This window comes from Paraclostridium sp. (assembly GCF_051656405.1).
Classification (GTDB): Bacteria; Bacillota; Clostridia; order Peptostreptococcales; family Peptostreptococcaceae; genus Paraclostridium.
Window position 1 is genome coordinate 1 of sequence record NZ_JBOGBV010000032.1, and the last position, 20,254, is coordinate 20,254.

Consider the following 20,254-nt stretch of genomic DNA (forward strand, 5'->3'; position numbering starts at 1 on the left):
GGAGAGATGCAAAGAATGTTTTAGATAAATCAAGAGAAACTGTAGCTAATCTTATAAATGCAAAACCAAATGAAATATACTTTACAGCTGGTGGAACAGAAAGTGACAACTGGGCAATAGAAGGAGTTGCTTTTGCAAACAAGGCTAAAGGAAATCATATAATAACTTCTAAAATAGAACATCATGGTATATTACATGTTTGTGAATATTTAGAAAAGCATCATGGATTTGAAGTAACATACTTAGATGTAGATGCTGATGGTAGAGTAAATGCTGAAGATGTTGAAAAAGCAATAACAGACAAAACTATATTAATAAGTGTAATGTTTGCTAACAACGAAGTAGGAACTATACAACCTATAAAAGAAATAGGAGAAATAGCTAAAAAGCATAATATTATATTCCACACAGATGCTGTTCAAGCTGCTGGAAATATACCAATAGATGTTAAAGAGTTAAATATAGATTTAATGAGTATGTCATCTCATAAGATTTATGGACCAAAAGGTATAGGTGCTTTATACATAAGAACTGGTGTTAAGCTACACACATTCGTTCATGGTGGAGCACAAGAGAGAAGAAGAAGAGCGGGTACAGAAAATATACCAGGTATAGTTGGATATGCAAAAGCATGTGAACTTGCAAAATCTAACATGGAAGAGCATATAGAAAGATTAACAGCATTAAGAGCTAAACTTATAGATGGTATATTAGAAAGAATACCTCATACAAAAGTTAATGGAAGCTTAGAGTACAGACTTCCAGGAAATGTAAACTTCTCATTTGAGTTTATAGAAGGAGAAGGAATACTATTAATGTTAGATATGTTAGGTATAGGAGCATCAAGTGGATCAGCTTGTACTTCTGGATCATTAGATCCATCTCACGTTCTTATGGCTATGGGGCTACCTCATGAGATAGCTCATGGGTCATTAAGACTTAGTATAGGAGATTTTACAACAGAAGAAGATATAGATTATATAATAGATAACTTACCAAAAATAATAGAGAGACTAAGAAGTATGTCACCATTATACAACAAGTTAGAAAAGGGAGGTAATTAATATGCAATACAGTGAAAAAGTTATGGATCATTTCATGAACCCAAGAAATGTTGGAGAAATAGAGGATGCTAGTGGAATAGGAGAAGTTGGAAACGTTAAATGTGGAGATATAATGAGAATATATCTTGATATAGATAATGACACTAAAATAATAAACGATGTTAAGTTTATGACTTTCGGATGTGGATCAGCTATAGCAAGTTCTTCTATGGCTACAGAATTAATAAAAGGTAAAACTATAGAAGAAGCTTTAGAAATAACAAATAAAGCTGTTGCAGAAGCATTAGATGGATTACCACCAGTAAAAATGCACTGTTCAGTATTAGCAGAACAAGCTATAAAAGCTGCTTTAATAGATTACTCTAAAAAGAATAATATACACATAGCTGCTTTAGATGGTGTTGTTATAGAAGATGACCACGATCATCACCATGATTTAGAAGAAGATTTAGTTTAAAATTAAAATATAAATAAGAGAGTAATGTGTATTTCCTTCACACGACGTACTGCGTACGTAAGTGTTGCGTCAATACATATTACTCTCTATTTGTTATTAAGAAATTTAAATTATGTGGGAATAAGGAAAAGAGGGCATTTATAACGATAAGTTATAAATGCCCTCTTTTTTACGCAACGGACGAAGTAAATTTTTGTTATTTTTGTAAAAAATGAAACTTTTTTGAATAATTTATCGTCTAATATATGAAGATAATTTTAGAAAGAAATAAAATTGTAAGAAAATCTTAAGATTTATGTTAAGAAAATCTTAAGATTTATAGTTTATTATATAAATATAGAAAAAATAAAGCTAGAAAGGTCGGGATATTGTATAATCAAAACGGATGATTAAATGAAGTGAGGTAAGTATATGAGCAATATTTTAGTTGTTGATGATGATAAAGAAATAGTAGACTCTATTGAAATCTACTTAAGAAATGAAGGATTTAATATATTTAAAGCTTATGACGGTATCGAAGCATTAGAAATTTTAGTATCACAAAATATTCATTTGATAATTATGGATATAATGATGCCTAAATTAGATGGAATAAAAGCTACCATAAAAATTAGAGAAGAAAAAAATATACCAATAATATTAGTATCTGCAAAAAGTGAAGACAGTGATAAAATTATTGGATTAAATATTGGAGCAGATGATTATATAACAAAACCATTCAATCCATTAGAACTTATAGCGAGGACTAAGTCACAACTTAGAAGATACATAAATTTAGGGAATTACGAATCTGTAGAAAATAAAGATATTTTACAAAGTGGAGATCTTAAATTAAACATTAATAGTAAAGAAGTATTTGTTGATGAAGAATTAGTTAAACTTACACCTATAGAATTTAAGATTTTAAATCTTCTAATTTCTAATAAAGGTAGAGTTTTTTCAATAGATGAAATTTATGAAAGAGTTTGGGAAGAAGAGAGTTTTAACTCAGAAAATACAGTCAGTGTTCATATTAGGAGAATTAGAGAAAAAATCGAAATTAATCCTAAAGAACCAAGATACTTAAAGGTGGTGTGGGGCGTTGGATACAAAATCGAGAAGTTATAATATTTTAAAAATTAAAAGATGGAATATACAGTTAGTAATGCATTTTGCACTTTTACTTATATTTTTCTTCATGACACAAGTTGGAGCTGTTTTAATAGGATTTACATATTTAGAAGGACAGTTAGGTCTACAATTCTTAATTTTAGCAATTTCAAATTTTATTTTTTACAAAATTATGAGAGCTATGAATTTATTATAGGCAAGCGAAGAAATGGGTGAATAAATGAAAAAGACAAATAAAAAAATATTAAAGTTTATAACTTTAATCATATTATTAATTTCAACAGCAACGTTAGGAACAGTGGCTGAGGACTTATTTTTGGGAAGTACTGCTAATTATATCACGACAAGTGACATAACTACAAATTCTAATATCACATCTGCAAAAAATTTCTTTGAAAGTAATACATTTGAAAATTCCACAGTTCAAATGATATTAAGTGATATAGAAGTAGCAACGTCAAGTACACAGAGGTATCCAAAGGAAGATATACTAGGATCTAGAAATAGATTATATGAGCTTAAGGATATAAAATTTTTTGCAGCAAATAGTTCAACTGGAATTAGTTATACCAACACTAATTTTGCAAGTAATGATGAATTTAGAAAATATCAAAGAGATTTTTGTAATTTAGAAATTAATTTTAAAGGTGATGTAGTTAACTATACTAAAATTATAGATAATAAACAAAATACATATAAGTTAAATAGAGAAAAATTTGGTGGAGTTATTAAAGATAACATGAATATAAGTATGTCATTTCCCAAAGTACCTACAAACAATTCCTACGCTTGGGGTAGCATGGAGCTTAATAATGATTACTATAACTTTGAATACTATAAAAACCTATCGAATAAGTTAAATGAAATTTTAATGATATCAGCTATTATTTCAATAATCTCATTAATAGCCTTTATAAAAAATAAAGGAAAACTTATAAATAAAGAAGGATTAATATTAAAATTATATGCAAAAATACCTTTAGAAATATATGCCTTTATATTTTTAGTATTAGGAATGTTTGCAGTTTTAGATATAAGTTCTAGGTGGTCTGTAATTTTAAAATTTATATTTTTAAGCTTCACATTCATATGGATAAGCTATTTTATAAATTTGGATGAAAAGAGTGAACTTCTGAAAAACAGTATAACTTATAAATTTGGAAAGTTTTTTGTAAATGTAATAACAAATACAATTAATTATGGAAAGAAAGTACCTTTAATAAAAAGGTTGATTTTATTAGATTTATTAATATTAATGGGTACAACATTTATATTAATGTTTTTACATGTACAATTTTATTCAATTTCGCTTAGAATAGTTATGTTTATTTTAACTATACTATCTTCAGTTTTATTTGTTGTAACTGGATATACAATAAACAGATTAGCTTATATTGATGAAATAATAGAAGGTACAGAAAAAATAAAAAATGGAGATATAAATCATAAAATAAAATTAAGAGATAACAATAGCTTAACTATTCTTGCAGAAAATATAAATAACTTAAGTGATGGACTTGAAAATGCAATAGAAGAAACATTAAAAAGTGAAAGAATGAAAACGGAGCTTATAACAAATGTAAGTCATGATTTAAAAACGCCTTTAACATCAATAATCAATTATGTTGACTTAATAAAAAAAGAAGAAAATGTACAGCCTGAGTACTTAAATGATTATATAAATATATTAGACAATAAGTCAAAACGTTTAAAAAATCTTATAGAAGATTTGTTTGAGGCTAGTAAAGCAAGTAGTGGAAATATTGATCTTAATATTGAAAAGTTGGATTTAAATCAACTATTAAGACAAAGTATAGGCGAAAATGAAGAAAAATTAATAGAATCTAATTTGAGTTTAAAATTAAATATCCCAAAAGAACCTGTTTATATAAATTGTGATGGAAGACGAATGTATAGAGTATTTGAAAATTTATTAGTAAATATATCTAAATACTCTCATGAAAATACAAGAGTATATGTAGATATGGTAGTGAATGAAAATCAAGTATTTGTTTCTATGAAAAATATATCAGCATACGAATTAAACTTTGAAGCAAGTGAAATACTTGAAAGATTTAAAAGGGGAGACTTAGCTAGAAATACAGAGGGAAGCGGACTTGGACTAGCTATTGCTCGAGACTTAGTACAACTTCAAGGTGGTAAATTAGGTGTTCAAATAGATGGAGACTTATTTAAGGTAGAACTCTCATTCAACACAATATAAAATAAAAAAGCTATATCAAATAAATCAGCATAGTATAAATATATAAGTTTTAGCGACCTTTCAAATCGTATTTTTGATTTGGGGAGCAAAACTTATATATTTATACGGAGTTGCAGTCAACTTGATATAGCTTTTTATTTTTATTGCATATCTATTAGTAATTGTTTATCTTTTACCATTTCATCTTGACTTACATAAATAGATTTAATACATCCACTTGCTTTAGCTACTATAACAGTTTCCATTTTCATAGCTTCAATAACTATAAGTGGTTGATTTTCTTTAACTTCTTGGTTTTCTTCAACTAATATGTTTACAACCTTTCCAGGAATGCTAGCACCTATTTGTAAAGGGTTGTTCATATCAGCTTTTAAGATATCTTTAATATTTGAACTATAGTGAGTATCACTAACTTCTATATCTCTCATCATTCCATTTAGTTCAAATGATAAAGTTCTATTTCCGTCCTCTTTTATATCCCCGATTTCTATTAACTTTATAGTTAATACTTTTCCTTCTTCAATCTCTACTTCACATTCTTCCCCTATTGATAAACCATTAAAATATACGTGACTTTCAAGTTTTGAAATATCATTATATAACTGTAAATGTTTTAAATAATCTTCATAAACATTAGGATAAAGTGTGTAACTTAATATATTTCGTACATTAGAATCCATACTAAATTTTTCATCCAAATATTTTTTTACAGATTCAAAATCTTCACTTGGAATTAGTTCTCCAGGTCTTACTGTTATAGGAGTTTCTCCTTTTAGTACTACCTTTTGAATATCCTTAGGTATTCCTCCTTCAGGTTGACCTATCATACCCCTACAATAGTCAACAACTGAATCTGGGAATGAAAGATTTTTCCCTTCTGAAACTATATTAACTTTGTCTAATTTATTTTTTACCATAAATATTGCTAAATCACCTACAACTTTAGATGATGGAGTAACTTTAATGATATCACCTAATATTTCATTAGATTCTTTATACTTTTCTTTTACTTGATCAAACTTATCAGATAAACCTAAACTATCAGCTTGAGGCTTTAAGTTTGTATATTGACCACCTGGAATTTCATATTTGTAAATTTCAGCAGATGGATTTTTTAAATCACTTTCAAATTTTGAGTATACATTACGTAAATCTTTATAGTAATTACCCAATTCTTCAAATCCATATAAATCTATTTTAGTATCTCTTTCTGTATTTTTAAGAGCTTCTACAATTGAATTTAATGAAGGCTGACTAGTAAGTCCTGCCATTGTTTCAAGTGCTCCATCAACAATATCAACACCAGCTTCAGAAGCCATTAAGCATGTCGCAACTCCATTACCACTTGTGTCATGAGTGTGTAGGTGGATAGGAATATTAACATTTTCTTTTAATGCTTTTATAAGAGTATAGGCAGCATATGGTTTTAAAAGACCTGCCATATCTTTGATACATATAATATCAGAACCTAGTTCTTCTAATTGTCTAGCCATATTAATGTAATACTCTAAATTATACTTAGTCTTATTTGGATCTAAAATATCTCCTGTATAACATATTGTAGATTCAACAATTTTACCAGTCTCAAGAGCTGTATATATAGATGGTTTCATATTTTCAACCCAGTTAAGAGAGTCAAATATTCTAAAAACATCAATTCCTTTATTTGCAGATTCTTTTAAGAATTCCTTTATAACGTTATCGGGATAGTTTTTATAACCAACTCCATTAGATGCTCTAAATAGCATTTGAAACATTATGTTAGGAATTTCCTCTCTTAATTTTTCAAGCCTTACCCATGGAGATTCTTTTAAAAATCTATATGCTACGTCGTAAGTTGCTCCACCCCACATTTCAAGAGAGAATAAATCTTTCATATGTTCACTTGTTGGTTGTGCAACTTTTAATAAGTCGTAACTTCTAAGTCTTGTTGCTAAAAGAGACTGATGAGCATCCCTCATAGTGGTGTCGGTTAGAAGTAGTTTTTTTTCTTTTTTTACAGATTCTAAATAATCTTTTTTACCTAGTTTATCAAATAATATTTTACTTCCTTCGTTTGGAGAAAATGCATTACTTGATTTAGGGTTATATATAGTTTGAAACTCAGGTTTTTCAGAACATTTATTTTCATTTACTATAGTATTTCCTATAAATTGAAGTAGTTTAGTTCCTCTATCTTTACTTTCTTTTATTTCAAATAAATCTGGATTTTCATCAATGAATTTTGTACTACAGTTTCCTTGTGAGAAAATTGGGTTATTTAATACATTAACTAAGAAACCTATATTTGTCTTAACACCTCTAATTCTAAGTTCTTTAATTGAACGAACTGTTTTGTTTATAGCTCCTTTAAAAGTTCTATCCCAAGATATTGTCTTAACTAACAAACTATCGTAGTAAGGGCTTATTGTAGAGCCTGTAAATCCGTTTCCACCATCTAGTCTTATACCAAAACCTGAACCAGTTCTATAAACTTGTATTTTGCCAGTGTCAGGCATAAAGTTGTTTTTAGGATCTTCTGTAGTTATTCTACATTGGATAGAGTAGCCTCTTACTTGTATGTCTTCTTGTGATTTTATGTTTATAGGTTCATCTTCTAATTTATATCCTTGAGCTATTAATATTTGACTTTGAACGATATCTATACCTGTTATCATTTCTGTTACAGTATGCTCAACTTGAACTCTCGGATTCATTTCAATAAAGTAGAAGTTTTCATTTTCATCAACTAAAAATTCTAATGTGCCTGCATTTACATAGCCCACATGTTTAGCTATTTTTACAGCATTAGTACATATTTGTTCTCTAAGTTTATGAGATAGAGAAAAGGCTGGAGCATATTCTATTATTTTTTGATGTCTTCTTTGAACTGAACAATCTCTTTCATATAAATGAACTATATTCCCAAATTTATCTCCAAGTATTTGAACTTCTATATGTTTTGGATTAGGTATATATTTTTCTATAAATATAATATCCTCACCAAAGGCTTTTCTTGATTCGCTACATGCAGTTTCGTATTCTATATTTAAGTTATCTTCGCTGTATACAATTCGCATACCTCTTCCGCCACCGCCATTGGAAGCTTTAAGCATTATAGGATAACCAATTTTATTAGCTATTTCTTTAGCTCTTTCTATGCTTTTAATTGACTCATCTATACCTGGAATAGTGGGAACATTAGCTTGTTTAGCTATTTGTTTTGAGTTGATTTTATCTCCCATCATATTCATTATTTCAGCAGACGGACCTATAAATATTATTCCGTTTTCTTCACATTTTTTTACGAATTCTGGATTTTCAGATAAAAATCCGTAACCAGGATGAATTGCATCTACATTTTTACTTTTGGCTAATTCAATTATGCCGTCTATATCTAAATAAGCATCAATAGGACCTTTATCCTCTCCTATTAAATATGATTCATCAGCTTTAGTTCTAAATAACGAATATTTATCTTCTTTACTATATATCCCAACGCTTTTTATACCTAATTCAGAGCAAGCTCTAAATATCCTAATCGCAATTTCACCACGATTGGCTACTAAAATCTTATTAATTTTTTTAAGCATAACTGAAAAAATCCCCCTTAATTCTTTTTATATTAAAGATTATAGACTAATTTACTTTAATTTTAAATATGGTTATAAAAACTCCTTAATAAATAAGAAATATTTATCGAATCATGCAACTTATATAATTTAAAAGCACATAACTATCTTATTAAACACGTGTAAAAAAGGTGAAATCACTTAAAAAGTATATTTTCCGAATAAATATAAAGTAAGATTTTTAAAGCACTTTATAATAAAAGGAAATAATTAATTATATAAACATATATTTAAGAAGATTTAATATAAATTCACCAAATCTGTTTTGATTAACAATATGAATAATATTAATTAATGTGGGTATATGAACATTATTGAGATAATTGAGTGTTGTAAAAAGTAAAAATTTATATTTACTTTAGAATATAATATTAACTTTATTATATTTTAAAATGAGTATAAGTTAAAATAGGAACAAAAACTCTTCAATTATCTTAAATTAATAAATAAATAGATTTAATAAGAGGAGTGTTTTTTTATGAATGAGAAATCAAATAAAAATACTACAGCTATAGCTATGATAGTATTTTTACTTGGCATTTTTATGGGAGCTATGGACTCAGGTATAGTATCTCCGGCAAGAAATGTAATAGCAAATGGTCTAGGGGTATCACAGTCAGCAAGTGTATGGATGATAACTATATATACATTAGCTTATGCAGTATCTATGCCAATAACAGGGAAAATGGCTGATATTTATGGACGAAAGAAAGTATATATAATTTGTGTTTCACTATTTGCAATAGGATCTTTGCTTTGTGGGATATCTGATATAGTTGGAAGTTATGAATTTTTACTAGTATCAAGAGTTATTCAAGCTATAGGAGGAGGAGGTATAATGCCAATAGCTACTGCTTATATAGGGGCATCATTTCCAGAAGAGAAAAGAGGTTCAGCTCTTGGTATGGTAGGTGGAATATATGGAATAGCAACAGTTCTTGGACCTACTTTAGGAAGTCTTGTTCTTTCAATAGCAGGAGATAGCAGATGGGGATATTTATTTTTGATAAACGTGCCTATAAGTATAATAATTTTATTTACATCTTTTAAATTAGAAGAAAATAAACAATCTTCTAAAGTTAAGAAAATGGATGTATGGGGATGTGTAGCATTAAGTATAGTTGTAGCATCTTTAATGTATGGATTAACTAATTTAAAATTCTATGATTTTGCAAACTCAGTTAAATCAATAGATGTATGGCCTTATTTATTAACAACTATAGTTTTTATACCTATAGTAATATATATAGAAAAAAGAGCAGAAGATCCTGTTTTAAACTTAGGATTTTTTACAAATAAGCAGACTGCATTAACTTTATTTTTAAGTTTTATAGTTGGTTGTGGGCTTATGGGAACTGTATTTCTACCTCAATTCTCAGAGAACGTATTAAAACTAAAAAGGGGTAGTGGGGGATATATAGTAACTTTATTTGCTGTGTTTACAGGAATAGCAGCACCTCTTGGTGGAAAATTTATTGATAAATATGGAGTTAAAAAGCTTTTATTATTGGGATTTAGCTCAAGTATAATAGGGGTTTTATACCAAGCATTTATTACAGCGAATCATCCTAATTTTACAAACTTAACAGTAGGTTTAGTATTTATGGGAATTGGGATGGGATTTACGATGGGAACTCCTATAAATTATTTAATGATGAGCTTAGTTAAGCCAGAGGAGATATCTATGGGGCAATCTACTGTATCCTTACTTAGATCTATAGGGGTTGCGGTATCACCTAATTTACTTATAAATTTTGTTTCTGACGCGGGTAGAAATGTACCAGCTGCAATTCAAAAAGTAATGCCTCCAATACCCGGAGCTTCTTTTGGTGGAGGAAGTATGTCATCTGAGATGCTAAATAAGTTTCAAAATGCAGATGTAACAAATATATTTGATGTCGTTAAATCTTTTGTAAATTCTATGTTTAATGGATTACAACATACTATGGCATCTAATCCTAATATGAATTTTGACATATTAAAAAGTAACTATTTAATTAGTTTAGATAAAGCTAAACCTAATATAGTTCATGCTTATCAATACACAATGAACCAAGGATATGCACATTTATTTATAGGAACTGCAGTAATAGCTTTATGTGGATTAATAGCATCTTTATTTTTAAAAAATCATAAAAAAGAAGCTTAATTAAAATAACTACAATCTAGGTAAAAGCTAGATTGTAGTTATTTTAATGTATAAAGAATTTTATTAACGTCTATGTTATAATGTATCAATATGTATATTTTAAATCCCTTATAAACTTGATCAACGGATATGGTTTGTAATGTCGTTGGCAAAATTATATAAGTGAATTTTGTATAGAAAGAAGGATTTATATGGAAATAAAAAAGATGACTGAGGCAGCTATAATGTCTGCACTTTTCATAGTTTGTAGTATATTTGCAATATCTACAGGACTTTTGTATGGACTTTACATAGACATAATAGTTCCGATTTTTATAGCAATTATATATTTACGATGCGATTTTAAATTTACAATACTTGCAATGGTAACTTGTTTGTTACTTGTGGGGTTAGTAATGGGTAATATAGGATCGGCAATTTGTATGAGTCAAAGTATGATTATTGGAATTATGTGTGGTTATGTTATAACTAAAAAGACTAAAATCTTTGATGATTTATTTTATTTGAGTATACTATCTTGCTTTATAATGGTTATGGTAGATGTGTGGTTTTCTAAATTAATTGGATTTAGTTTTATAAAAGATTATAAAAATATGTTAGCACCTTGGCCTGTAAGTGATGGGTTTAAAGAAGTTTTATTTTACATGTTTATAGCTACACTTCCTCTTGGAACTATTATAATGACTTATTTTGCAAGTTTATTTATTGGAGATAGAATTAAGTCTTTGAATGAAGAGGGCAAAAGAAAATTATACATTTTAAAAAATATTAGACAGTATGCAAATTACATATATTGTTCTAAATCTACTGTATATTGTGGATTAGCATATTTACTTGTAATTCAATTGAAAAATATGTTAGGTGTTGATATAAAGTTTGTATATTTGCTTACTATAACTGAAACTATAAAGTATATTGTTTATTATTTTTTAATAAGAGATGCATATGCATATTTAAGACTTTATACTTATCAAAGAACAAAGTCTATAATGGCATTAAATATAATGGGTATGACATTCTTAGCTTCATTAGTTATAAAGTTTAATATTAGCTTTTGGATAATTTCAGCTATTGCATTTTTCTATGCACCTATGAAGCTGAAAATGACTTAGGACAATTTAAAATAAAACAAAAAGCACCCTGTAGCATTTGTTGCGGGGCGCTTTTTAAATTTAGTGATTAAGAGGTTTCCCTGACTTTAAGGCTTCTCTTTCTTCAATTAAGTTTTGTATTACAGTATTTAATTCCCAGTCAATGGAAGTTTCAGTAACAACCGCAATTAAAGGTCTTTGTATCCTAAATTTTTTAAGAGCTTCCATAAAAGAGTGAATTTTAACATGGTCTACATTGTTAAATATAACAGCATTATGCTTTAATCCATCTTCGCAACTTTCATCTATATTATTATTTAAAATATCTTTTACTAAAGTTGTAGCATTCTTAGGCATAAGGACTATTTGATCTTTTAGGCCTATTAGATTGCATATATTTTTCAACATACTCAAATCTTTTGCATTAAAGTTATAAAGTAAGACGCAAACTCTATCGTCGCTATAAGTAGGCAGAGTATTTATATTTTTAAAATCCATAGTAATTTAAGCACCTCCTTTTTAATAAGTTTACTATTATTGATACCAAATTTAGAAAATTTTAAACATAAACACGAACTTTATAAAAGGCTTATTTAAAAAGGTGACTACTATATATAAGTGAATTAATATGTATATATCATATAAAGACATCTTAATTATTTTATGGTATACTATTATGTAAAACATAGTAGTATATATTTTAAAAGGAGAAATGAAATGGATAAAACTCAATTTTTAAATTATATAAATAAAAAACTTAAAAATCATGTTAATATAAGTAAAAACTGGGCATTAAGAAAAGTACTAGATAAACCCTTGGAAATAATTTCAAAAGCACTTATAGTTCCTCCAATTGTTTTTGCGGGTATAATGATATTTGGAATGTTAATTTTAAGCTCAATGAGTTGGTTTAGTATAAGCTATTTTCCTGACTTTGTTCAAATAATGGATACAAAAATAATAATAGGAATGCTTGGGGTTATAATTAGCATTATATTTGCAGTGATAAGTATAGTGGCTTGGCCTATATATATAGTAGTTTTAATATTTGGAATTTGGTTTATAAAAACTTATAGAGGATTTATAAAAAATCATAATTTATACAAAAAAGCAAATGATTTAATGGATAACCTATAAGTTAATACTTTAAAAAATATATCAAAGTATATATAATATAAAGAACGAGGTGATAATATGAAAAAAAGAGTAATGATCGGTATGAGTGGTGGAGTAGATAGTTCTGTTGCAGCGTATCTTTTAAAAGAGCAAGGATATGATGTAATAGGTGTTACTATGAAATTATGGCAAGACGATGATGATGAACTTATAGAAAATGAGGGAGGATGTTGTTCTTTAGCAGCAGTTGAAGATGCGAGAAAAGTTGCTGATAGAATAGGGATACCTTTTTACGTATTAAACTTTAGCGAGGTATTTAAAGAGAAGGTAATCGAACCATTTATAGATGAATATTTAAAGGGAAGAACTCCAAATCCTTGTATAGCTTGTAATAAGCATATAAAATTTGATGATTTCTTTAATAAAGCTCGTCAAATAGGATGTGATTATGTAGCTACAGGACATTACGCTAAAATAGAAAAAGATGAAGAGACAGGTAGATATTTACTTAAAAAATCTGTTACGGATAAAAAAGACCAAACTTACGCATTATACAATTTAACTCAAGAGCAATTAGAGCATACTTTACTTCCTATAGGAGAGTATGAAAAAGATAAAGTTAGAGAGATTGCAAAAGAGATAGGTATAGAAGTTCACAATAAACCAGATAGTCAAGAAATATGTTTTGTAAAAGATAATGACTATGCAGGCTATGTACAGAAACATTCTAAAAAGAGAATTGATCCAGGATTTTTCGTAGATACTAATGGTAATGTATTAGGAAAGCATAAGGGAATAATAAATTACACTATAGGTCAAAGAAAAGGTCTAGGAATTGCATTTGGAAAGCCTATGTTTGTTGTTGATATAGACCCAGTTAAAAATACAGTTGTATTAGGTGATAATGAAGATATATTCTCAAATGCATTAATAGCTAGGGATGTAAATTTAATCTCAATAGATGATATAAACGAACCTATAAGAGTACAAGCTAAAGTTAGATATTCAGCAAAAGCATCAGATGCTACAGTAACTAAAGTTGGAAAAAATACATTTAAAATAGTATTTGACCAACCACAAAGAGCGATAACTAAAGGTCAATCAGTTGTTATGTATGATGGAGAAAAAGTTGTAGGTGGAGGAGTAATAGAAAAAAGCCTATAATAAAAAACTATTGATTATTTTCATGAAATTTAGTAATATAACTATTAATCATATAGAAATAAAATAATTTTAAATACAGTGAAAAGAAATAGTAAATTAATTGAAGCATTACAGAGAGAGGGAATAGGTGAAAGCCCTTATGATAGATTAATTGAAGCAGTCTTGGAGTATCAACTTTGAACCTAAGTAGGAGTTGACGGTAGTTCCGTTATAACTTAAGGTTTTCCGAAGATACTGTAGATTTTTTACAGTAATTAGGGTGGTACCGCGAGATATATCCTCGCCCCTATAGTATTATAGAGGCGGGGATTTTTTAATTCATAGAAAAGTAGCAAATTTAAGGAGGCAATTTAAAATGCAAAAAATGGGATTAAACGAAATAAGAAGTAGATTTTTAAAATTCTTTGAATCAAAAGGACACTTAGTTCAACAAAGTTATTCATTAGTGCCACATAATGATAAAAGTTTATTATTAATAAATGCAGGTATGGCACCTCTTAAAAATTATTTTTCAGGAACAGAGATTCCGCCAAGTAAGAGAATGACTACTTGTCAAAAGTGTGTAAGAACAGGAGATATAGAAAATGTAGGGGTTACAGCTAGACATGCTACATTATTCGAAATGCTTGGAAACTTCTCTTTTGGAGATTACTTTAAAGAAGAAACTTTAAAATGGGGATGGGAGTTTGTTACAGAACATTTAAACATACCTCAAGATAAAGTATGGGTAAGTGTATACTTTGAAGATGACGAAGCTTTTGAAATATGGGAAAAAGAAATAGGTATACCAAAAGAAAGAATAGTAAGACTTGGAAAAGAAGACAACTTCTGGGAAATCGGAACTGGTGCTTGTGGACCTTGTTCAGAAATTCACTTTGATAGAGGTGAAGAGTATGGATGTGATAATCCAGATTGTAAACCAGGATGTGATTGTGATAGATACTTAGAATTCTGGAACCATGTTTTCTCTCAATTTAACAAAGATGAAGAAGGAAATTACAATCCATTAGAGAACAAAAACATAGATACAGGGATGGGTCTTGAAAGAATTGCATGTATAATGCAAGGAGTTGACACTATATTTGATGTAGATACTATAAAGCAAATATTAAACGCTGTTGAGAAAATGACAAATTCAACATATGGAAAAGATTACAAAACTGATAAATCTATAAGAATAATAACTGATCATATAAGAAGTGTAAGTTTCTTAGTTGCGGATGGAGTTTTACCATCAAATGAAGGTAGAGGATACGTATTAAGAAGATTATTAAGAAGAGCTGCTCGTAATGGTAAATTACTTGGAATGAAAGATCCATTCTTATACAACTTAGTTGATGAAGTTATATCTGTAAGTGGAGAAGCTTATCCAGAGTTAGTTGAAAAAGCTGACTACATTAAAAAAGTTATAAGAATAGAAGAAGAAAAGTTTAATGAAACTATAGATAAAGGTAATGAAATATTATCTTCATATATAGAAGCGTTAAAAGCTAGAAATGAGAAAACTTTAAGTGGAGAGAATGCATTTAGATTATATGATACTTATGGATTCCCAGTTGACTTAACAAAAGAAATATTAGAAGAAGAACATTTAGAAATAGATGAAGAAGGCTTCAAAGCTGAAATGGAAAAACAAAGACAAACAGCTAGAGATGCAAGAGGAAATATGGATGCAGAAGCATGGAAAGAAGATGCTATAGCTAAATTAGATAAAGATATAGTTACAAATTTTGAAGGATATGATATTCTATCTATAGAATCAACTGTTAAGGGAATAGCTAAAAATAATGAATTAGTAGACTCAGCTAGTGTTGGTGATGAAGTTGTAATAGTTCTTGACAAAACTGCATTTTATGCAGAAGGTGGAGGACAAGTTGGAGACAAAGGTCTTTTAGTTAATAAAAACGAAGATTTAGTAGTAGAAGTTTTAGATACTAAAAAAGGTCCAAATAACACTATAAAGCATGTATGTATAGTTAAATCAGGAATTATAAAACTTGAAGATGTAGTATATACTAAGGTTAATAAAGAAGTTAGATTAGCTTCAGCAAGAAACCACAGTGCTACACATGTTCTTCATAAGGTATTAAAAGAAGTTTTAGGAGATCACGTAAACCAAGCTGGATCACTTGTTACTCCAGAAAGATTAAGATTTGACGTAACTCACTTTGAATCTATATCAAAAGATGAGTTAAAGCTTATTGAAGAAAAAGTAAACAATATTATATTTGAAGCATTAGATATAACTTGTGAAACTATGAGTATGACAGATGCTGGTCAAAAAGGTGCAACAGCATTATTCGGAGAAAAATATGGTGATGAAGTAAGAGTTGTTTCAATGGGAGAATTCTCTATAGAATTATGTGGAGGTACTCACTTAACAAACACTTCTCAAATAGGTATGTTTAAGATACTTTCTGAAGGTGGAGTTGCAGCAGGAGTAAGAAGAATAGAAGCTATAACTGGTAAAGAAGTATATTACTTCTTAAACAACAAGCAAGATTTAATAAATGAAGTGTGTACATCTGTTAAAGCTAAAGAAGATAATTTAGTAGCAAGAGTAACTAACTTATTAGATGAAAACAAGTCATTAGCTAAAGAATTAAATGAAGTAAAAGCAAAAATGAGCTTACAATCTGCAGACTCTATATTAGACTCTAAGACAGATATAAATGGAGTAAATATAGTAACAGCTAAGTTTGAAGACATGGATATGGATACACTTAGAAACACTGCAGATACTTTAAGAGACAAGTTAGCTTCTGGAGTAGTAGTATTAGGAAATGTAGCAGGAGGAAAAATAAACTTTGTTGCTACAGCTACTAAAGATGTCATTGAAAAAGGTGTTCACGCTGGAAATATAGTTAGAGAAGTAGCTCAAGTAGCAGGAGGAAAAGGTGGAGGAAGACCTAATATGGCACAAGCTGGAGCTCCAGATGTAGCTAAGGTTGACGAAGCTTTAAATCATGCAAAAGAGGTTTTAAAAACTCAAGTGAAATAATAATTTTAAATAAATATTAAAGATAGGGGTGTTGTAGTATGAATGAAAATATGGATTATACAATGAAATTCGAAGGTATAACATCTGAACAAATGAGTGTTAGTGAGGCTATCGACTTAGTTTATGATTCACTTCAAGAGAAAGGATATAACCCAATAAATCAAATTATAGGGTATATACTTTCAGGAGATTCTAGTTATATAACAAGTCACAATAATGCTAGAGGGATAATGAAGAAATTTGAAAGAGATGAAATATTAGAAGAGGTTATCACTTATTATTTGAACAATAGAAAGTAGGTCAATCTTATGAAAAAAAAGATTGTATCCTTATTAACAATTTTAATGATACTTATAAGTTCTGTTCCTAGCATCTGTTTTGCTGATGATAAAGGCAAGGCAATAGTGATTGATTTAAATAGGACTGGCCTTGAAGACATGCTAAGTATAGATTCTCTATCTAAAAAGATGGAAAAAGAAGGCTATATAGGGCTTATGAATATTAGAGGTGACAGAGGAACAGATGACAGAAGGTCATATGCAGCTGTAGGTGCTGGAGGAAAAGTTACCTTGCCAAATCAGGACCTAATTAACTTTGAAGAAGTTAATAAAGGTAATGCAAAGGCATATAAAGCTGAAACAGGACACAATCCCAAAAAAATAAATGATATGACAATAAACCATTCTCTAAGTGAGAACTTAGAGAATGGTTCTTATGGTTCTGTACTTGGATCGTTAGGACAGACTTTATCAAATCATAAATTAAGGGCATCTGTTATAGGTAACGCCGATAGAGTTAATAATGGAGAACTAATAAAAAATAGAAATATAGCATTAATGGCTATGGATAACATAGGTAGAGTTGACGATGGTAATGTAGATAATATAAATATCAAAGACAACACTATGCCCTATGGAATAAGAACAGATTATAATAAACTAAAAAGTGAAACTAAAAAGTTTTATGATAATAGTGATGTTTTATTTGTTGAACTTGGAGATACGTATAGATTAGATGATTACAAAAACTATTTAAATGAAAAAACTTACAATAATATGAAAAAAAATATTTATAAAAATATAGATGATTATTTACAAGAAGTTTTCAAAATGGTTGATGAAAATGATACAATTTATATAATGTCAGCTTTTCCAAGTAAAGCAGATTATAAAAATCAAAAAAGGCTATCTCCTGTAATTAAATTTGAAGGATCTCAAAAGGGAGTTTTAAAATCTGCTACAACAAGAAGAGAAGGTGTAGTTGGAAACTTAGATATAGGAGTAGATATACTTTCTAAGTTTGGCCTAAAAAATGAAAAAATGGTAGGAAGAGAATTTGAGGAAGTTAATAAAGAAGATAATATAAGTTTTATCAATCATGAATTTGATAAAATGGTATCTATGTTAGGAGTGAGAACTCCTATCGTAAACACTACTGTGGGAATAGTTGCAGTAGCATGGATTATATGTACGGTATTATTAATTTTCTTTAGAAAAAAACTACCTAAAAAAGAATTAGTATTTAGCATATTAAAAGAATTTATAAAACTAGGGGTGGTAATACCTTTAGCGTTTATAGTTTCGCCTATTTTTAATTTTGCAACTCCAACTAGTATAACCTTAGGAATATTTGGAACCTTATTGGTGTTATATTTAATAGGGAAAATTTTCTTTAAGGATGATATTAAGTATATGGCATTTTTCTCTATACTTACTATTATCGTAATAGTGGTTGATTCTATATTTGGAACACACTTAATGCAAAATAATATAATGAGTTATGATGCGATAATAGGTGCTAGATACTATGGTGTTGGAAATGAATATGAAGGTATAACTATAGGGTGCGCTATATTTACGATGTCAGTATTAGTGAACTACAAAAAAATACCTAAATGGATTGCAGTTGTTGCATCTTTAATTATACTTATAACTAGTGCTTATCCATCAATGGGAGCAAATGTTGGAGGAGCAATATCGGAATCTGTGGCATATACATTATTTTTATTACTTGCATTTGATGTTAAGATGGATCTTAAAAAGAGCATATTACTATCACTTGTTCCAGTAATGATTGTTTGTATATTTGCTGCACTAGATGTAGTTTCTAAAAGTCAGTCTCATTTATCTGGATTTGTAAACCAGATATCTGTAAATGGTCCAATTGCTATAATTCAAACATTTACTAGGAAGATACAAATGAATGTAGATATTGCAACTAGCAATATATTAATTGTTGTAGCTTTAGTAGTTGCTGGATACATGACTAAGTTTATTTTTAAACCTGCCAATCATTTTAAGAAGTTGTCAGAAAAATATCCTTATATATTTAAGGGATTTGTAGCAACAACAGTAGGGTGTATAGTTACTTTAATTTTTAATGATTCAGGAATAGTTGCGGCTGGAACAGCATCTATTTATATATTAATACCAATATTGGTTATGAGTATAAATATGATGATTTTTGATAAAGAGTAGTATAATGTTAACCTAGATATTAAAAAAATAGTATCTAGGTTAATTTTTTCTGTACATAATGTGTTGAAATTAGAGTACAATAAGAATATAGTATATACATATATTGAATAATTATTAAATTTGGTTGACCAAGGAGAATTAAATGATATTAGACGGAAGAATAATGGGTCTTGACGTAGGAGATAAAACTATAGGAGTTGCAGTTAGTGATATTATGGGAATTACGGCACAAGGAGTTAAGACTGTAAGAAGAGTCGGAAAGAAAAAAGATATAGAGGAATTAAAAGCTATTATAAAAGAAAAACAAGTTAATAAGATAGTTTCAGGACTTCCTAAAAATATGAATGGAACATTAGGCCCACAAGGTGAGAAAGTTATAAAATTTTGTGAGTTATTAGAACAAGAAACGGGTATAAAAATAGAATACTGGGATGAGAGATTATCTACAGTGGCAGCAGAAAGATCTTTAATAGAAGCCGACGTTAGAAGAGAAAAAAGAAAAAAAGTAATTGATATGCTTGCGGCAGTAATAATTTTACAAGGTTATTTAGATAGTAAAAGAATTTTCTAAAATCTATGTAAAATAACATTGATATAAGTTATAATATATTTAAATAATTAAATTTGAGGTGATATACATGCAAGAAAATATAGTAAACTTAATAGACCAAGATGGAAATGAAATACAATTTGAAATAATATTAACTTTAGAAGCAGAAGGAAAAGAGTATGCAATACTTATGCCTTTAGAAGATAATGATGCTGAAGAAGCTTTAATATTTAGAATTGA

General features: G+C 28.7%; 16 protein-coding genes and 1 other annotated feature. Of the genes, 14 read left to right on the forward strand and 2 right to left on the reverse strand.

Annotation, left to right across the window (positions count from 1 at the left end; translation table 11 throughout):
- The 5 genes from nifS to ACRDDE_RS04645 all read left to right on the forward strand — a co-directional run.
- The coding region (nifS, locus tag ACRDDE_RS04625) for a cysteine desulfurase NifS (protein WP_438625863.1) at positions 1-1,064 on the forward strand (1,064 nt) is incomplete at its 5' end.
- Position 1,065: 1 nt separating this feature from the next.
- Positions 1,066-1,521, forward strand: coding sequence for a Fe-S cluster assembly scaffold protein NifU (gene nifU / locus ACRDDE_RS04630; RefSeq protein ID WP_021429900.1), 456 nt, complete (start codon positions 1,066-1,068; stop codon positions 1,519-1,521).
- A gap of 411 nt (positions 1,522-1,932) precedes the next feature.
- Positions 1,933-2,628, forward strand: a complete 696-nt coding sequence (locus ACRDDE_RS04635; RefSeq protein ID WP_195945447.1) for a response regulator transcription factor — start codon at positions 1,933-1,935, stop codon at positions 2,626-2,628.
- Entirely contained in the window at positions 2,603-2,827 is a 225-nt protein-coding gene (locus ACRDDE_RS04640) for a hypothetical protein (RefSeq protein WP_021432171.1), read from the forward strand. Before ACRDDE_RS04635 ends, ACRDDE_RS04640 begins: the two co-directional genes overlap by 26 nt.
- Positions 2,828-2,851: 24 nt before the next feature.
- On the forward strand, positions 2,852-4,855 hold the full coding sequence (locus tag ACRDDE_RS04645) for a histidine kinase dimerization/phospho-acceptor domain-containing protein (protein WP_438625865.1): 2,004 nt from the start codon (positions 2,852-2,854) through the stop codon (positions 4,853-4,855).
- A 140-nt stretch (positions 4,856-4,995) separates the two neighbouring features.
- Here ACRDDE_RS04645 and ACRDDE_RS04650 read toward each other — a convergent pair whose 3' ends face one another.
- Positions 4,996-8,427 (reverse strand): pyruvate carboxylase, encoded by a 3,432-nt coding sequence (locus tag ACRDDE_RS04650; RefSeq protein ID WP_438625867.1) that lies wholly within the window; start codon positions 8,425-8,427, stop codon positions 4,996-4,998.
- Positions 8,428-8,944: 517 nt separating this feature from the next.
- Here ACRDDE_RS04650 and ACRDDE_RS04655 point away from each other — a divergent pair.
- Together ACRDDE_RS04655 and ACRDDE_RS04660 are read left to right on the forward strand one after the other, a co-directional pair.
- Complete coding sequence (locus ACRDDE_RS04655) at positions 8,945-10,615, forward strand: MFS transporter (protein ID WP_438625869.1); 1,671 nt, start codon at positions 8,945-8,947, stop codon at positions 10,613-10,615.
- 191 nt (positions 10,616-10,806) lie between these two features.
- Positions 10,807-11,727, forward strand: a complete 921-nt coding sequence (locus ACRDDE_RS04660) for a DUF2232 domain-containing protein (protein ID WP_438625871.1) — start codon at positions 10,807-10,809, stop codon at positions 11,725-11,727.
- A 60-nt stretch (positions 11,728-11,787) separates the two neighbouring features.
- On the opposite strand, the gene ACRDDE_RS04665 is transcribed toward ACRDDE_RS04660, so the two are convergent.
- Positions 11,788-12,204, reverse strand: a complete 417-nt coding sequence (locus ACRDDE_RS04665) for a DUF3783 domain-containing protein (RefSeq protein ID WP_438625873.1) — start codon at positions 12,202-12,204, stop codon at positions 11,788-11,790.
- A 219-nt stretch (positions 12,205-12,423) separates the two neighbouring features.
- Between ACRDDE_RS04665 and ACRDDE_RS04670 the strand changes: the two genes are divergently transcribed.
- From ACRDDE_RS04670 to ACRDDE_RS04700, 7 genes are all read left to right on the forward strand, one after another.
- Positions 12,424-12,843 carry a hypothetical protein gene (locus tag ACRDDE_RS04670; RefSeq protein ID WP_438625874.1) on the forward strand — a complete coding sequence of 140 codons (420 nt, stop codon included), beginning with the start codon at positions 12,424-12,426 and terminating at the stop codon, positions 12,841-12,843.
- A 57-nt stretch (positions 12,844-12,900) separates the two neighbouring features.
- Entirely contained in the window at positions 12,901-13,986 is a 1,086-nt protein-coding gene (gene mnmA, locus ACRDDE_RS04675; protein ID WP_438625876.1) for a tRNA 2-thiouridine(34) synthase MnmA, read from the forward strand.
- Positions 13,987-14,055: 69 nt separating this feature from the next.
- Positions 14,056-14,277 (forward strand) — a binding site (T-box leader).
- A gap of 64 nt (positions 14,278-14,341) precedes the next feature.
- Positions 14,342-16,987 (forward strand): alanine--tRNA ligase, encoded by a 2,646-nt coding sequence (gene alaS, locus ACRDDE_RS04680; RefSeq protein ID WP_438625877.1) that lies wholly within the window; start codon positions 14,342-14,344, stop codon positions 16,985-16,987.
- A 38-nt stretch (positions 16,988-17,025) separates the two neighbouring features.
- On the forward strand, positions 17,026-17,286 hold the full coding sequence (locus ACRDDE_RS04685) for an IreB family regulatory phosphoprotein (RefSeq protein WP_021429857.1): 261 nt from the start codon (positions 17,026-17,028) through the stop codon (positions 17,284-17,286).
- Positions 17,287-17,295: 9 nt separating this feature from the next.
- Entirely contained in the window at positions 17,296-19,464 is a 2,169-nt protein-coding gene (locus tag ACRDDE_RS04690) for a hypothetical protein (RefSeq protein WP_438625879.1), read from the forward strand.
- Between the two features lie 145 nt (positions 19,465-19,609).
- Positions 19,610-20,035, forward strand: coding sequence for a Holliday junction resolvase RuvX (gene ruvX / locus ACRDDE_RS04695; protein ID WP_220795780.1), 426 nt, complete (start codon positions 19,610-19,612; stop codon positions 20,033-20,035).
- Positions 20,036-20,102: 67 nt separating this feature from the next.
- The coding region (locus ACRDDE_RS04700; protein WP_438625882.1) for a DUF1292 domain-containing protein at positions 20,103-20,254 on the forward strand (152 nt) is incomplete at its 3' end.

Coding starts and splice junctions, on each gene's coding strand:
- nifU (WP_021429900.1), top strand. CDS start 1,066: ATGCAATACAGTGAAAAAGTTATGGATCATTTCATGAACCCAAGAAAT.
- ACRDDE_RS04635 (WP_195945447.1), top strand. CDS start 1,933: ATGAGCAATATTTTAGTTGTTGATGATGATAAAGAAATAGTAGACTCT.
- ACRDDE_RS04645 (WP_438625865.1), top strand. CDS start 2,852: ATGAAAAAGACAAATAAAAAAATATTAAAGTTTATAACTTTAATCATA.
- ACRDDE_RS04650 (WP_438625867.1), bottom strand. CDS start 8,427: ATGCTTAAAAAAATTAATAAGATTTTAGTAGCCAATCGTGGTGAAATT.
- ACRDDE_RS04655 (WP_438625869.1), top strand. CDS start 8,945: ATGAATGAGAAATCAAATAAAAATACTACAGCTATAGCTATGATAGTA.
- ACRDDE_RS04660 (WP_438625871.1), top strand. CDS start 10,807: ATGGAAATAAAAAAGATGACTGAGGCAGCTATAATGTCTGCACTTTTC.
- ACRDDE_RS04665 (WP_438625873.1), bottom strand. CDS start 12,204: ATGGATTTTAAAAATATAAATACTCTGCCTACTTATAGCGACGATAGA.
- ACRDDE_RS04670 (WP_438625874.1), top strand. CDS start 12,424: ATGGATAAAACTCAATTTTTAAATTATATAAATAAAAAACTTAAAAAT.
- mnmA (WP_438625876.1), top strand. CDS start 12,901: ATGAAAAAAAGAGTAATGATCGGTATGAGTGGTGGAGTAGATAGTTCT.
- alaS (WP_438625877.1), top strand. CDS start 14,342: ATGCAAAAAATGGGATTAAACGAAATAAGAAGTAGATTTTTAAAATTC.
- ACRDDE_RS04685 (WP_021429857.1), top strand. CDS start 17,026: ATGAATGAAAATATGGATTATACAATGAAATTCGAAGGTATAACATCT.
- ACRDDE_RS04690 (WP_438625879.1), top strand. CDS start 17,296: ATGAAAAAAAAGATTGTATCCTTATTAACAATTTTAATGATACTTATA.